16 protein-coding genes and 1 riboswitch are annotated in these 11,894 nt (G+C 68.4%); of the genes, 10 read left to right on the top strand and 6 right to left on the bottom strand.

Features of this window, described 5'->3' with window-relative positions; all coding sequences use genetic code 11:
• The first annotated feature begins 54 nt into the window (after positions 1-54).
• A complete protein-coding gene (locus tag OVA30_RS04505) occupies positions 55-840 on the top strand; it encodes an alpha/beta hydrolase (RefSeq protein WP_268174725.1) in 786 nt (261 codons plus the stop codon).
• Positions 841-871: 31 nt separating this feature from the next.
• Here OVA30_RS04505 and OVA30_RS04500 read toward each other — a convergent pair whose 3' ends face one another.
• A complete protein-coding gene (locus tag OVA30_RS04500; protein WP_003602679.1) occupies positions 872-1,153 on the bottom strand; it encodes a DUF1150 family protein in 282 nt (93 codons plus the stop codon).
• A 173-nt stretch (positions 1,154-1,326) separates the two neighbouring features.
• Entirely contained in the window at positions 1,327-1,758 is a 432-nt protein-coding gene (locus tag OVA30_RS04495; RefSeq protein ID WP_003602681.1) for an Hsp20 family protein, read from the bottom strand.
• Between the two features lie 568 nt (positions 1,759-2,326).
• Here OVA30_RS04495 and OVA30_RS04490 point away from each other — a divergent pair.
• From OVA30_RS04490 to OVA30_RS04460, 7 genes are all read left to right on the top strand, one after another.
• Positions 2,327-2,809 (top strand): Tat pathway signal protein, encoded by a 483-nt coding sequence (locus OVA30_RS04490; RefSeq protein WP_268174724.1) that lies wholly within the window; start codon positions 2,327-2,329, stop codon positions 2,807-2,809.
• Between the two features lie 71 nt (positions 2,810-2,880).
• A complete protein-coding gene (locus tag OVA30_RS04485) occupies positions 2,881-3,582 on the top strand; it encodes a MotA/TolQ/ExbB proton channel family protein (protein ID WP_003602684.1) in 702 nt (233 codons plus the stop codon).
• An 84-nt stretch (positions 3,583-3,666) separates the two neighbouring features.
• On the top strand, positions 3,667-4,128 hold the full coding sequence (tolR, locus tag OVA30_RS04480) for a protein TolR (protein ID WP_056462517.1): 462 nt from the start codon (positions 3,667-3,669) through the stop codon (positions 4,126-4,128).
• 40 nt (positions 4,129-4,168) lie between these two features.
• A complete protein-coding gene (locus tag OVA30_RS04475; RefSeq protein ID WP_012752519.1) occupies positions 4,169-5,269 on the top strand; it encodes an energy transducer TonB family protein in 1,101 nt (366 codons plus the stop codon).
• 57 nt (positions 5,270-5,326) lie between these two features.
• Positions 5,327-5,896, top strand: coding sequence for a metallophosphoesterase family protein (locus OVA30_RS04470; RefSeq protein ID WP_056462514.1), 570 nt, complete (start codon positions 5,327-5,329; stop codon positions 5,894-5,896).
• A gap of 234 nt (positions 5,897-6,130) precedes the next feature.
• Positions 6,131-6,457 (top strand): hypothetical protein, encoded by a 327-nt coding sequence (locus tag OVA30_RS04465; RefSeq protein ID WP_003601051.1) that lies wholly within the window; start codon positions 6,131-6,133, stop codon positions 6,455-6,457.
• 183 nt (positions 6,458-6,640) lie between these two features.
• Entirely contained in the window at positions 6,641-6,781 is a 141-nt protein-coding gene (locus OVA30_RS04460) for a hypothetical protein (protein WP_015822199.1), read from the top strand.
• 124 nt (positions 6,782-6,905) lie between these two features.
• Here OVA30_RS04460 and OVA30_RS04455 read toward each other — a convergent pair whose 3' ends face one another.
• The gene (locus tag OVA30_RS04455; protein ID WP_015822198.1) at positions 6,906-7,145 is read right to left on the bottom strand and encodes a hypothetical protein; all 240 of its coding nucleotides are present in this window, start codon (positions 7,143-7,145) and stop codon (positions 6,906-6,908) included.
• Positions 7,146-7,322: 177 nt separating this feature from the next.
• On the opposite strand from OVA30_RS04455, the gene flaF reads away from it, so the two are divergent.
• Positions 7,323-7,697 carry a flagellar biosynthesis regulator FlaF gene (flaF, locus tag OVA30_RS04450; protein ID WP_003601057.1) on the top strand — a complete coding sequence of 125 codons (375 nt, stop codon included), beginning with the start codon at positions 7,323-7,325 and terminating at the stop codon, positions 7,695-7,697.
• A 176-nt stretch (positions 7,698-7,873) separates the two neighbouring features.
• On the opposite strand, the gene OVA30_RS04445 is transcribed toward flaF, so the two are convergent.
• Entirely contained in the window at positions 7,874-8,113 is a 240-nt protein-coding gene (locus OVA30_RS04445) for a flagellar protein FlaG (protein WP_268174723.1), read from the bottom strand.
• 324 nt (positions 8,114-8,437) lie between these two features.
• Positions 8,438-10,330, bottom strand: coding sequence for a phosphomethylpyrimidine synthase ThiC (thiC, locus tag OVA30_RS04440; protein WP_268174722.1), 1,893 nt, complete (start codon positions 10,328-10,330; stop codon positions 8,438-8,440).
• A 74-nt stretch (positions 10,331-10,404) separates the two neighbouring features.
• Positions 10,405-10,509, bottom strand: a riboswitch (TPP riboswitch).
• A 258-nt stretch (positions 10,510-10,767) separates the two neighbouring features.
• Between thiC and OVA30_RS04435 the strand changes: the two genes are divergently transcribed.
• Positions 10,768-11,031, top strand: a complete 264-nt coding sequence (locus OVA30_RS04435; RefSeq protein WP_003601063.1) for a hypothetical protein — start codon at positions 10,768-10,770, stop codon at positions 11,029-11,031.
• 123 nt (positions 11,032-11,154) lie between these two features.
• On the opposite strand, the gene trhA is transcribed toward OVA30_RS04435, so the two are convergent.
• Entirely contained in the window at positions 11,155-11,835 is a 681-nt protein-coding gene (gene trhA / locus OVA30_RS04430; protein WP_076644165.1) for a PAQR family membrane homeostasis protein TrhA, read from the bottom strand.
• Between the last annotated feature and the right edge of the window lie 59 nt (positions 11,836-11,894).

The following is an 11,894-nucleotide window of genomic DNA, read 5'->3' as shown; positions in this document are numbered from 1 at the left end:
TTCGGTAAACGAAGCGTCGCCGAGTTGTTTCAGAATCACAGGATTTCCGCGCCAGTGAGCGATCCGGAGACTTCGCCGGGCGAATTGCCCCTCGTGACGCTCGATATCGACGGCCCCTCCCCGCGCCGGCTGGCGGTGCGGGTTCGCGAGGGCGAGGGGCCGCCCGTGGTCTGGCTGGGCGGCTTCCGCTCCGACATGCGGGCGACGAAGGCCGCCGCTCTCAACGCCTGGGCTGCGCAGAACGCCCGGCGCATGGTGCGGTTCGACTATTCCGGGCATGGCGAGTCGGAGGGGCGCTTCGAGGACGGCACCATCTCCGACTGGCTCGCCGACGCCTGCGCCGTCATCGACCGCTACGCCAACGAGCGGCCGATCCTCGTCGGCTCCTCCATGGGCGGCTGGATCGCCTGCCTCGTCGCCCGCGAGCGGGCGCGGCGCGGGGCGGATCTCGGCGGAATGGTGCTGATCGCCCCCGCCCTCGACTTCACCGAGGCGCTGATGTGGGACGCCTTCCCGCCCGAGGTCCGGCAGACCCTGGAGCGCGACGGCGTGTGGTATCGGCAGACGCCCTATGCCCCGAAGCCCGACCCGATCCGCATGGCGCTGATCGAGGACGGGCGGCGCCACCTGCTGCTGGACGCAAACCTGGAACCGGGCTGTCCGGTGCACATCCTTCAGGGCATGGCCGATCCGGACGTGCCCTATCCGCATGCCCTGCGGATTCTGGAACGCCTGCCCGCGCAGGGTACGCGGCTGACGCTGATCAAGGATGGCGACCACCGCCTGTCGCGGCCCGAGGATATCGACCTCCTCGTGCGCACGGTCGCGGCGATGGCCTGATGCGCCCCCGCCGAGCGGCGGGGAGACGGCTCTAGTGCAGGCTCACCGGGAAGAGCTGGTGGGCCATGGCGTTCGCCACGGCGACCTCGCGGGAATCCGTGAGCAGGATCGGCGCGCCGCTCGCGGAGAGCAGGGCGAACAGGTCGAGTCCGGGGGTCATCTCCGGGGCCTGCGGGAACAGGCTGCGCACCTCGTCCGAACGGATCGGGCGGACATAGGCGATGTGCCCCTCGCCGAGTGCGGCGAACTCCGCCGGGTCGATGGCGGGATTGGCGGTCGTGTCGATGGTCAGGTCGGTTGTGGCCGTGGTCATGGAATGCCCTCCTTCCGAGGCAGAGCGTTGAACCGGATATGGTCCTGCACATCGGCAGCGACAAATCCGGGATGGGGTGGAGGCCCGAGAGACGGGCGACGCAGCCTGCGATGCATCGACGCGGCTCAGTCGCATCGTCCGTAGGCTGCGCAGGTCAGGGTCGCCGTTCAGGATCACGGATCCTTGGCGGCGATCGCGATCTTGCGCACGATGCGCTCCGGCTCCGGCCGTGCGAGATCGATCGCCAGAAGCCCGTTCGACAGCTCCGCGCCCAAAACCTCCATGCCGTCGGCAAGGAGGAAGGCCCGCTGAAACTGCCGCGCCGCGATGCCGCGGTGCAGATAGTGACGGGACTTGTCGTCGACCTGCCGCCCCCGCACGACCAGCTGATTCTCCTCCAAGGAGACGTCGAGCTGATCCTGCGTAAAGCCGGCCACCGCGAGCGTGATACGCAAGCGTTCAGGCTCGCGTTCGCTGCGGGTGACACGTTCGATGTTGTAGGGCGGATACCCGTCGCTGGCGGCCTTCGAGACACGATCGAGTGCCTGCTCGATCTCGTCGAAGCCGAGCAGGAATGGGTACCCGAACGGGGACGGCCGCGTCATCGTCGCTCAAACCTCCGGCAAGGCCCTGGGGGATCGAACGGCGTCGAGCCCTTGGCGGCACCTTGCGGTCTCGAGCCCGCCTCGCGGCAGCGCTCTTGAGACGGGATATGGAAAGCGGGCGGATGCCGATCAAGGGTGGTCGGCCATGCGGTCGGCGAAGCGCGGGGAACGGTAATTCGGGACAAACCGGCAATCGCGCCGGGACAAATGAGAAATCCCAGTTCGCTTGCCTGCCTTCTCCAATAGTTTGGAATTGCTCTGAAATTCTTTGCAAACCTTGATCGGTACCCTGCTTGTCGGATAGGCACGCCCGGAAACGTACACGGTGCTGTGACGAGCGCCGGACGTGACCTTTGCTGTATCCGCACATCGCCATGCGGTGGAGATCGCGTCACGGTGGTCTCGACCCGGACGACGGCGCCTCTTGGCACCGTCGAAACCATGGCGAAGCGAATGTCGGCGGGACAGCGGCAGTCCTTCGGCCTTCGGGTCAAGCGGCCCGCTCCGGATCTCCGGGGCGGCGCGAGATTGGGGAGATGAGATCGTCGTGATTCAGGAAGGCTGGGGAATGAGCGATGCAGGGCCGGGACGCGGCGGGATCGGGGGACGCCTCCTCGCGGGTGCCGCCCTCGCCGCAGCGCTGATCACCGCGATCCCCGTCGCGATGGCACAGGACGCGACGCCGCCCGCCAAATCGGACGCCCCTCCCCTGAAGATCGAACTGAACCGGCTCGAGCCCGCGGGCGAGGCCTGCCGCACCTACATGCTCGTCGACAACAGCCGCGGCCCCGCGCTGAAGTCGCTCAAGGTCGATCTGTTCGCCTTCGACACCGAGGGCGTCGCCCAGAAGCGCCTCGCCGTCGAGTTGGGTCCGGTCCAAGAGAAGAAGACCGTGGTGCGGCTCTTCGATTTCGCCGGCCTCGCCTGCCCGAAAATCGGCCGCCTTCTGCTCAACGACGTGCTCGCCTGCGAGGGCGGTGACGCCACCCGCGAGACCTGCCTGGAGCGGATCGAGCCCGCCACCAAGACATCGGCCGCCTTCGATCGCTGAGGCCGGCCACGGCCGTCCCACCGGTTCGACCGGGTGCGACGGACGCCTATTGGAGCCACGAGGAGTCACACATGGATCCGACGTCCGTGCCCGCCGAGGCGGTCGCTGCAGCCCACGACATGTCGTTCATCGGTCTGTTCCTTCAGGCCGACCCGATCGTCAAAAGCGTGATGATTCTCCTCGTGGTGGCCTCGCTCGCCTGCTGGACCGTCGTCTTCGAGAAGATCGTGCGCCTCTCCGCCGCCAAGCGGCAGGCCAAGGCCTTCGATGCGATGGTCCGCTCGGAGGGCACCATCGATACCGGGCAGAAGGGCATCGCCGGCCACGTGGTCAAGGCGGGGCTCGACGCGTGGCGCGACCAGGATCCGAGCGAGAGCCGGGCCGAGCGCCGCGAGCGGATCGAGCGGGCGATGAAGGGCGCGCTCAGCCTGGAGGTGAAGCGTCTCCAGGGCGGGCTGCCGCTGCTGGCGACCTCCGGCTCCACCGCCCCCTTCGTCGGCCTGTTCGGCACGGTCTGGGGCATCATGAACTCGTTCTCGTCGATCGCGAAGAGCCAGGACACCAGCCTCGCGGTGGTGGCGCCCGGCATCGCGGAGGCTCTGTTCGCCACCGCCATCGGCCTCGTCGTCGCGATCCCGGCGGTGATGGCCTACAACAAGCTCTCCGGCGACGTCGCCCGCATCCAGTCGAGCTTCGTCTCCTGCATCTCGGTGCTCGGTAACCGCCTCGCCCGTGACCGCGGCCCCCACGCCCGGGCCGCGGCGGCCGAGTAATCCGCTTCTTCGCCGACCCCTGAAACCTTCGCGGCGCCCGCCTCAGCTCGGCGGGCGGCCGCCGACACCCGGAAGGGCGAAGCCATGGCCATGGGAACCGCGCGTTCGGCGAGCGACGACGAGGACGGCCTCGACGCCACGCCGATGTCCGAGATCAACGTCACGCCGATGGTCGACGTGATGCTGGTGCTGCTGATCATCTTCATGGTGGCCGCGCCGCTGATGACGACGGGCGTGCCGGTGCAACTGCCGAAGACGACCGCCGCCAAGGTGGCGCAGTCGCAGAAGCCGCTCGAAGTCTCCATCGACAAGGACGGCAATCCGTTCATCGCCAAGGACGGCTTCACGCCGGAGACGATCCTGCCGCGCCTGAAGCAGCTCAGGGCGGAGAACCCGGATCAGGTCGTGCTCGTGCGCGGCGACCGGGAGGTGCCCTACGGCCGGATCATGGAGGTGATGGGCCTCGTCGGTCAGGCGGGCTTCACCAAGGTCTCGCTGATTGCCCAATCGGCGGGTGGCGCGCCAGCCCCAGGGACGCCCCGTTAAGCCGATGGCCGCTCCCAAGCCAGCTCCGAAGGCCGCCCCCATGCCGCCGATGCAGGCCCCGACATCTGCCCCGATGCCGGCTCCCGTGCCCGCTTACGCTGGGCAGGGGTTGCCCTCGGGCCCGTCCGAGGGAGGCGGCCAGGGGCGCCTCGCGGCCGCCTTCGCCCTGGCCCTGGCCCTGCACGCCGCGGGGCTGATCGGCATCACCTATCTGCATCTGACACCGCCCGCGCCGCCGGGCGAGCAGGAGATCACCATCGATCTCGCGCCGCAGATGGCGGAGGCCGAGACGCAGGCCCCCGCCCAGACGGCGCAGTCCGAGGCGATCCCCGAGGAGGCCAAGCCCGAGGGCGAGCCGGAGACGGCCGAGCCGGTCGAGACCCCGGACGAGGTGAAGCCCCCGCCTCCCCCCGAGATGACGGAGGTGATGCCGGAGGAGGTGCAGCCGCCGCCTCCGCCGCCGGAAGCCGTCACGGAGGTTCCGCCCGACACGCTGCCCCCGCCGCCCGAGGAGCAGATCATCGCCTCCGAGGCGCAGGAGGCGGAGCCGCTGGCGCCGCCCCCGCCCGTGGTGGCGAAGGTGCCGGAGCGGCCCAAGCCCGATCCCAAGATCGAGGAGCGCCGCAAGGCCGCCCTGGAGAAGAAGCGCGAGGCCGAGCGCGAGGCACGCCGCCAGGAGATCCTCGAGAAGAAGCGCGAGGAGGCGCAGAAGGAAGCGCGGATCAAGGCCGCCAAGGCGAAGGCGGAGCGCGATGCCGCCCGGCGTGCCCAGGCCGCGCAGGCGGGCAATGCGCAGCGCAACTCCGCCGCCACCTCGCGTCAGAGCGCGACGGGTACGGCCGCCGCGGCCAGCGATCCCAACGCCATGGCGGCCTGGAAGGGCTCCATCGCCGCGACGATCCGCGGCCGGATGAACCGCGAGGCCGCGGCCGGCACCAGCGGCGGCGTCGCGACCGTGCGCTTCACCGTGAGCCGCTCCGGCGCGGTGAGCGGTGCGGCCGTGACCGGCAGCAGCGGGGTCGGCGCCATCGACAGCGCCGCGCTCGCGGCGGTGCGCGGCGGCCTGCCGCCCGCCCCCGCCGGGGTGACGCAGCCGAGCCTCGCCGTCACCGTGCCGCTGCGCTTCAGCCCTGGGCGTTAGGCCGGCATCGTTCTCCCGTCCGCCGCGTTGTCCCGCTCACACCGGACAGCGCGGCGGATGACCATCTTCTTCACGAGCGACACGCATTTCGGCGACCCCCGGATCCTGCGGATCGACCGGCGCCCCTTCGCGGATCTGCCGGCCCACGACGCGGCCCTGGTCGAGACCTGGAACGCCGTCGTCGGGCCGGACGACACCGTCTGGCATCTCGGCGACTTCGCCCTCGGCCCTCCCCCGGAGCGCATCGCGGCCCTGCTCGGCGCGCTCAACGGCCACAAGCATCTCATCGTCGGCAACAACGACGGCCCCGCCACCCTCTCGGCGCCCGGCTGGACCTCGGTGGCGCATTACGCGGAGACCGAGGTCGAGGGCCGCCGCCTCGTGCTGTGCCACTACGCCTTCCGAACCTGGAACGGCCTCGGCCGCGGCGCGATCAACCTGCACGGCCATTCCCACGGCCGGCTCAAGCCGATCCCGCGACAATACGATGTCGGCGTCGATGCGCAGGGCTTAGCGCCGGTCACCCTCGACCAGATTCTCGTCTCTCGGCGGGGGCGTGTATCGGAGACGGCGCGCCGAAACCGTGCCGGGCCGGATCTCGGTCGCAAGGAGGCCGCCGAGGGATAGGGGCGTCGATCGAATCCCAGTGCGCCGAATGTTCCACCAAGAATCGTCGAGGAAGCCTCCAAGAATCTTGGCAGATCCCATGGGCCAGTTTCGGAACCATCGGCTTAGCGTCACCGTTCAGAAGCCAAGACGGACGGCAACGTCGCGGCAGGATCAGTGAAGACACTGAGACGTCTGCGTGTTGAGCGCTCCTTAACCTTTTCACGACTTCTGTCGAACAGCTTCGGTCTGCCCATGCGTCACCTCATGCGACACACCGTTTTCGCCGGCCTTGCGGCCTCCCTCGTCGGCGTCTCTCTCGTTTCCTCCGCGCTCGCGGCCCCCGGCTGTCTCGACGGCCGCCGCAAGATCCAGGAAGCCAGCGCCCTGCGCTATCAGGCCCGCCAGGAAGCGCGGCTCGGTAATCACGACCGGGTTTGCGACACCCTCGACGAGATCGGCGACCGCTACCATGAGGCGCAGGACGCCTTCGAGGATTGCGGGGCCGACATCGTCTCGATCGATCTGCGCAGCGAACTCCGGTCCCTGCGCGCGGCCAAGCAGGTCAACCGCTGCGACTGACCGAGGCTGACCCGCACCCCGCGGGTCGAAGCTGCCTGTAACTCGATGCTGTGAAAGCCGGATCCGTCCGCGGGCCGGCGTGTGGTCCCGCACCGCCAAGCGTCACCGTGAAGCGCAGGTCTATCGCAACGAAACCGATCGCTTCGCGCCGGAAAACTCCTCTCCTCCTTTCAGGGTCTTGCCATGATCGCCACCGACAACGCCCTCCGTCAGCCCGCCGCCGAAACGCGGACCGGTCCCTCGTTCGCCGCAGCTCTGTTCGGCTTCCTCGGCAGCACCGTTGCCACGACGATGGTGATGTTCCTGCTCAGCAGCAGCGTCTGACACCGCTTCCGCTCGGTGAGAGCGGCGTCAGGACTGCGCGGCGCTTGCGTGAAACACGCCATCGCGTCCGGCAAAGCGAACGCCCGGATGTCGTGAGGTCTGTCTCAAGGAGTTGAGGCCCGCCTCAGGGGGCGACCGACCAGAGGCGGCTACGCGAGAACAGCATCTCCGGATTACCGACTTGGTTCGCCGCCTTCGGCACCGGGCAGCGGGGCGTCTCGGGGCGGGGTGCGACGACGACCGCCGCCTGAGCGGGCGGCACGAGGCCGAGCCGCACTTGGACCGCCGGGTGCCGCGCAGCGGTGATGGTGACGACGCCGGCGATGATGCAGCCAGCCATCAATCCGAGAAAGAAGTTCGTCATCTGAAACGGGTTCCGGACCCGATGCGGCACGGACTGGCCTCAACGGCCGCCACGCCGAAGCACTCGCCCGCTTTCGGGGCGCCAATGGGGCAGATTGCTCGCATACCGGCTTTTAACAAAAACGATGCATTGATTCGCCTGCGATCGGCCGAGGGCGGCGCAGGGAGAACACCAACAATGCAGTACGCGGCCAATGCCTATGCGAAGGCTTCGCGCGTGGCGCTCTCCCCTCGAGAAGCCGAGGCGGCCGTTCTGCTGAAGGCCGCCGGCCGTCTCCAGTCCCTCGGTTCACAGGTCGAGGCGGGGCCGGCTCTCAATGACGCGCTGACGTTCAACCAGCGTGTCTGGACGATCCTGGCCTCCGCCGCGACCGAGCCGAGCAGCCCGCTCCCCGTCGAGGTCCGCACCAGCATGGCGCAGCTCTCGGCCTACGTGTTCCATACAATCCTGGACACGATGATCGAGCCGACGGCGCAGAAGATCGAGTCGCTGGTCTCGCTCAACAACCACATCGCCGCGGGGCTTCAGGGCGACGCCGGGCCGGGGGCGTAAACGCCGGCTTATCGCACGCCGAATCGAATCAGAGCCGCCGAATCGCGTCGCCTACGGCGGCGACGTGCTGTCCGGGCGTCATTCGCCGTAGGATGTCGCGGCGCGCGGGTGCCCGCACCTCCGAGCGTTCTGTCGCGTCGGAGGGCGTCGGACGGGCGATGTCACTGGGCGGTTGGTCAGGCCGTCTTGGCGACGCGCTCGCCCACAAACGGCGCAGCTTCCCGTGCGTAGGCCCGCGCCTTGAGGATTACTTCGTCGGGGATCTGCATCACCACGTCGCCGGTCTGCGGATCGGTGACCCGGAAAACGAGGCTCTGGCTCTCCGCATCGCGGATATAGGCCCGCCGATCCGGCTCGGACGGTTTCGCTTCCGTGCTCTCGGGGCTCACCGCGACGGTGACCGCGGGGTCGAGCACGCGGGAGGCAGGAGCCTCGTCGCGAACGGTTTCCCCAACCGGTCGGATGGGGGTGATGGGTGCGGTTGAGACGGGCGGCGTCGAGGCCGCGGCCCTGATCGGGTCCATGGCTGCATTCCTTCGGTTTCGGCGCGAGGCCGGACCTCAGGAGATTGCGCGCGTCGCTACCGGAGTCTTAAGGGCCGCCGGTTGTCCCCCGGGAACGGCCGCCAGCCTCACCGATCCGTAAAGATAACCTGAAGAGTTTTCGCGAATTCGCGTCAACCGATCGGTTCTGCGAGGATGGCCGCCCGCCGGACGGCCATCCCGCATTTCACGCGCGGCTTACTCCGCCGCGTCGACGTAGAGCTTGCCGCCTTCTTCCAGGAACTCCTGCGACTTGGCCGCCATGCCGGCTTGGCGCTCGGCGTCGCTCATCGGCTGGGCTTGGCCGATGACGATGCCGGCCTCCTCCATGGCGAGCACGTCGGCGCGCAGATCTTGCGTGATCTTCATCGAGCAGAATTTCGGGCCGCACATCGAGCAGAAATGGGCGACCTTGTGCGCGTCCTTCGGCAGGGTCTCGTCGTGGTAGGCGCGCGCCGTGTCGGGATCGAGCGAGAGGTTGAACTGATCCTCCCAGCGGAAGTCGAACCGGGCGCGGCTGAGGGCGTCGTCGCGGAGCTGCGCGGCGGGGTGGCCCTTGGCGAGGTCGGCGGCGTGCGCGGCGATCTTGTAGGTGATGACGCCGGTCTTCACGTCGTCGCGGTTCGGCAGGCCGAGATGCTCCTTCGGCGTGACGTAGCAGAGCATCGCCGTGCCGAACCACCCGATCATCGCCGCGCCGATGCCCGAGGTGATGTGGTCGTAGCCCGGAGCAATGTCGGTGGTCAGCGGGCCGAGGGTGTAGAACGGCGCCTCGCCGCATTCCCGCAGCTGCTTCTCCATGTTGACCTTGATCTTGTGCATCGGCACGTGGCCGGGGCCCTCGATCATGGTCTGGCAGCCCTTGTCCCAGGCAATCTTGGTGAGTTCGCCCAGGGTCTCCAGTTCGGCGAACTGGGCCGCGTCGTTGGCATCCGCGATCGAGCCCGGACGCAGGCCGTCGCCGAGCGAGAACGACACGTCGTAGGCCCGCATGATGTCGCAGATCTCGTCGAACCGCTCGTAGAGGAACGATTCGCGGTGCCCGGCGAGGCACCAGCGCGCCATGATCGAGCCGCCGCGCGACACGATGCCGGTGGTGCGCCGCGCGGTCAGCGGCACATGGGCCAGCCGCACGCCGGCATGGATCGTGAAGTAGTCGATGCCCTGCTCGGCCTGCTCGATGAGCGTGTCCTTGAACACCTCCCAATCGAGCTTCAGCGGGTCGCCGCCGACCTTCTCCAGTGCCTGATAGATCGGCACGGTGCCGATCGGGACGGGCGAGTTGCGCACGATCCACGAGCGGATGTTGTGGATGTTGCGGCCCGTCGAGAGGTCCATGACCGTGTCCGCACCCCAGCGGATCGACCAGACCAGTTTTTCGACTTCCTCAGCCGCGGAAGACGTCACCGCCGAGTTGCCGATATTGGCGTTGATTTTCACCAAAAAATTGCGGCCGATCGCCATCGGCTCGAGTTCGAGGTGGTTGATGTTGGCCGGGATGATCGCGCGGCCGCGGGCCACCTCGTCGCGGACGAATTCGGGCGTGATGAAGGGCGGCACCGCCGCGCCGAAGCTGTCGCCGTCGGCGAGCGCGGCTTCCGCCCGCTCCAGCATCTGCGCGCGGCAGGCATTCTCGCGATGCGCCACGTAGATCATCTCTTCGGTGATGATCCCGGCGCGGGCGAATTCGTATTGCGTCACCAGCTGCCCCGGCTCCGCCCGGCGGATCGTGCGCTCGGCAGGACACGGCGCCACGAGCTTGTCGGCAGCCGCAAATCCGTTGTCCTCCGGCTTCACCTCGCGCGGCTTCACCGCCGCGTAGCCGCGCCCGACGATCCACGGCTCGCGGACCGGGGCCAGACCCTTCTCGAGGTCAATGGCCGCATCGGTCTCGGTGTAGGGACCCGACGGGTCGTAGACCCGCACCGGCTCCTCCTTCGGGTCGGAGAGGGCGATCTCCCGATAGGGCACGCGGATGTCGGGGCGGCCGGGCGCCTCCGCATAGACCTTGTGCGAGCCCTGCACGGGGCCGGTGGTCACGCTGGCGGGATTGCTGTTGGGAAGATCTTTGGGACGGACGGGTGCGTTCATCGCTGTCGCTCCTGAAAGGGGAGGCGACCCGTGGTCCCGACGATGGTGCGGCTGACCGATGCTGCCTGTGAGCAGCGGCCACTGGTTCCCGTCCCTCCGCCGGTACGAGCCGGATCAGGTTCAAGGGTCAGGGCGCATGCCCACTCTCAGCCCCATACGGGGCCCCCCTCGGAACGATTCCAACCTCTGCTTCGACGCGATCCTTGTCAATCCATCGCCGAAGCGGCCCGATTCGGAGGAAAGATTTTTCCGTTTCGGAAGACGCCCGCTGTCACGGCGGAAAAGCTTGACCGTTTGCCGGGGATTCGAGACACGGTTTCGACGAAAAACTCACCAATTGAGCCAGGAAGCCTCCTTTGGCGACCCCGCGCTGCGGCTTGGGTGTGGATGACGCCCGGTCTGCGGGTGGCCATGCGCCCGCCTTTTCGCGACACACGATGGCGATGAGCACGGTCATCCCTTTCCGCCGCCCTCCTGCCCCCGCCACGCCGGCCCGCGCCGGCTGCGACGTGGCGGCTGTCGCAGGCGACCTCCTGGACGTGCTCGATCAGCTCGAAGGGCTGGTGGCGCGGGCCGCCGTCATGGACCGGCCGCGGATCGAGGTGGAGCGCAGCGTGCAGCACCTGCTCGATGCGATCAGCGCCGTCGAGCGCGCCTCCGACACCTTGGGCGAGGGCAGCAGCATCTCCGAGCCGGCCTGAGGATCAGGCGCCTCCGGCGTCCGGCCCGGTCTCCCACGCATTTTCCATTCCCAGACCACGCGCGGCATCGTTCTGGCGCGCGTCGGCGGCTTTGCGGCCCGATGACGGGGAAGGTGGGAACGCTCACGCCCCGGCGTGCAGCACGCTCGCCATGATCGTCCCGTAATGGCAGGCGGTCGCGGCTAGTACGAAGGCGTGCCAGATCGCGTTCTGGAACGGCAGGCTGCGCCAGACGTGGAAGACGACGCCGCCCGAGTAGAGCAGGCCGCCGATGGCGAGGAGCCACAGGGCGGACGGGGTGAGCCCCGAAATCACCGACTCGTAGGCGAGGACGCCGCTCCAGCCGAGCATCAGGTAGAGCACGATCGAGACGCGGTCCCAGCGGCCGGGCATCAGGATCTTGATGGCGATGCCGGTGAGCGCGACCGTCCAGATCAGGGCGAGCAGCGTCCAGGCGACGGGGCCGGAGCCGACCAGCGCCACCACCGGCGTGTAGGTGCCGGCGATCATCAGGTAGATGAAGGCATGGTCGAAACGGCGCAGGATCCACTTGCGCGGACCCACCGGCCACATGTTGTAGGCGGCGGATGCGCCGAGCATCGCCAGCAACGCGGTGGCGTAGACCAGCAGAGAGGCCCGTTCGATCCACCCGAGATGGTTGAGGGCCGCCGTCACGACCAAGCAGATCGCGCCGAGAAACCCGAGGGCGATGCCTGCGATATGGACTACACCGTCCGCCCGCAATTCACTGGGCGTGTAGTTCCATGTCAGCGCAAGCGGGCGTCCGTCCTCGGCCAGAAACATCCTCTGCTCCTGTGTTGGCGAGGTATTTAATTCTATAGAGCGCCGAGTCGTTCCATCGC

The organism is Methylorubrum sp. SL192 (genome assembly GCF_026672325.1).
Classification (GTDB): domain Bacteria; phylum Pseudomonadota; class Alphaproteobacteria; order Rhizobiales; family Beijerinckiaceae; genus Methylobacterium; species Methylobacterium extorquens.
The sequence above is the reverse complement of the archived record's forward strand: the minus strand, read 5'-3'. Positions and strand labels throughout refer to the sequence as shown.

Excerpts from the sequence above, each read along its gene's own strand:
- thiC (WP_268174722.1), bottom strand. The coding sequence starts at position 10,330 with ATGAACGCACCCGTCCGTCCCAAAGATCTTCCCAACAGCAATCCCGCC.
- flaF (WP_003601057.1), top strand. The coding sequence starts at position 7,323 with ATGCAGTACGCGGCCAATGCCTATGCGAAGGCTTCGCGCGTGGCGCTC.
- OVA30_RS04485 (WP_003602684.1), top strand. The coding sequence starts at position 2,881 with ATGGATCCGACGTCCGTGCCCGCCGAGGCGGTCGCTGCAGCCCACGAC.
- OVA30_RS04455 (WP_015822198.1), bottom strand. The coding sequence starts at position 7,145 with ATGACGAACTTCTTTCTCGGATTGATGGCTGGCTGCATCATCGCCGGC.
- trhA (WP_076644165.1), bottom strand. The coding sequence starts at position 11,835 with ATGTTTCTGGCCGAGGACGGACGCCCGCTTGCGCTGACATGGAACTAC.
- OVA30_RS04475 (WP_012752519.1), top strand. The coding sequence starts at position 4,169 with ATGCCGCCGATGCAGGCCCCGACATCTGCCCCGATGCCGGCTCCCGTG.
- OVA30_RS04470 (WP_056462514.1), top strand. The coding sequence starts at position 5,327 with ATGACCATCTTCTTCACGAGCGACACGCATTTCGGCGACCCCCGGATC.
- OVA30_RS04460 (WP_015822199.1), top strand. The coding sequence starts at position 6,641 with ATGATCGCCACCGACAACGCCCTCCGTCAGCCCGCCGCCGAAACGCGG.
- tolR (WP_056462517.1), top strand. The coding sequence starts at position 3,667 with ATGGCCATGGGAACCGCGCGTTCGGCGAGCGACGACGAGGACGGCCTC.
- OVA30_RS04490 (WP_268174724.1), top strand. The coding sequence starts at position 2,327 with ATGAGCGATGCAGGGCCGGGACGCGGCGGGATCGGGGGACGCCTCCTC.
- OVA30_RS04435 (WP_003601063.1), top strand. The coding sequence starts at position 10,768 with ATGGCGATGAGCACGGTCATCCCTTTCCGCCGCCCTCCTGCCCCCGCC.
- OVA30_RS04500 (WP_003602679.1), bottom strand. The coding sequence starts at position 1,153 with ATGACCACGGCCACAACCGACCTGACCATCGACACGACCGCCAATCCC.
- OVA30_RS04465 (WP_003601051.1), top strand. The coding sequence starts at position 6,131 with ATGCGTCACCTCATGCGACACACCGTTTTCGCCGGCCTTGCGGCCTCC.
- OVA30_RS04495 (WP_003602681.1), bottom strand. The coding sequence starts at position 1,758 with ATGACGCGGCCGTCCCCGTTCGGGTACCCATTCCTGCTCGGCTTCGAC.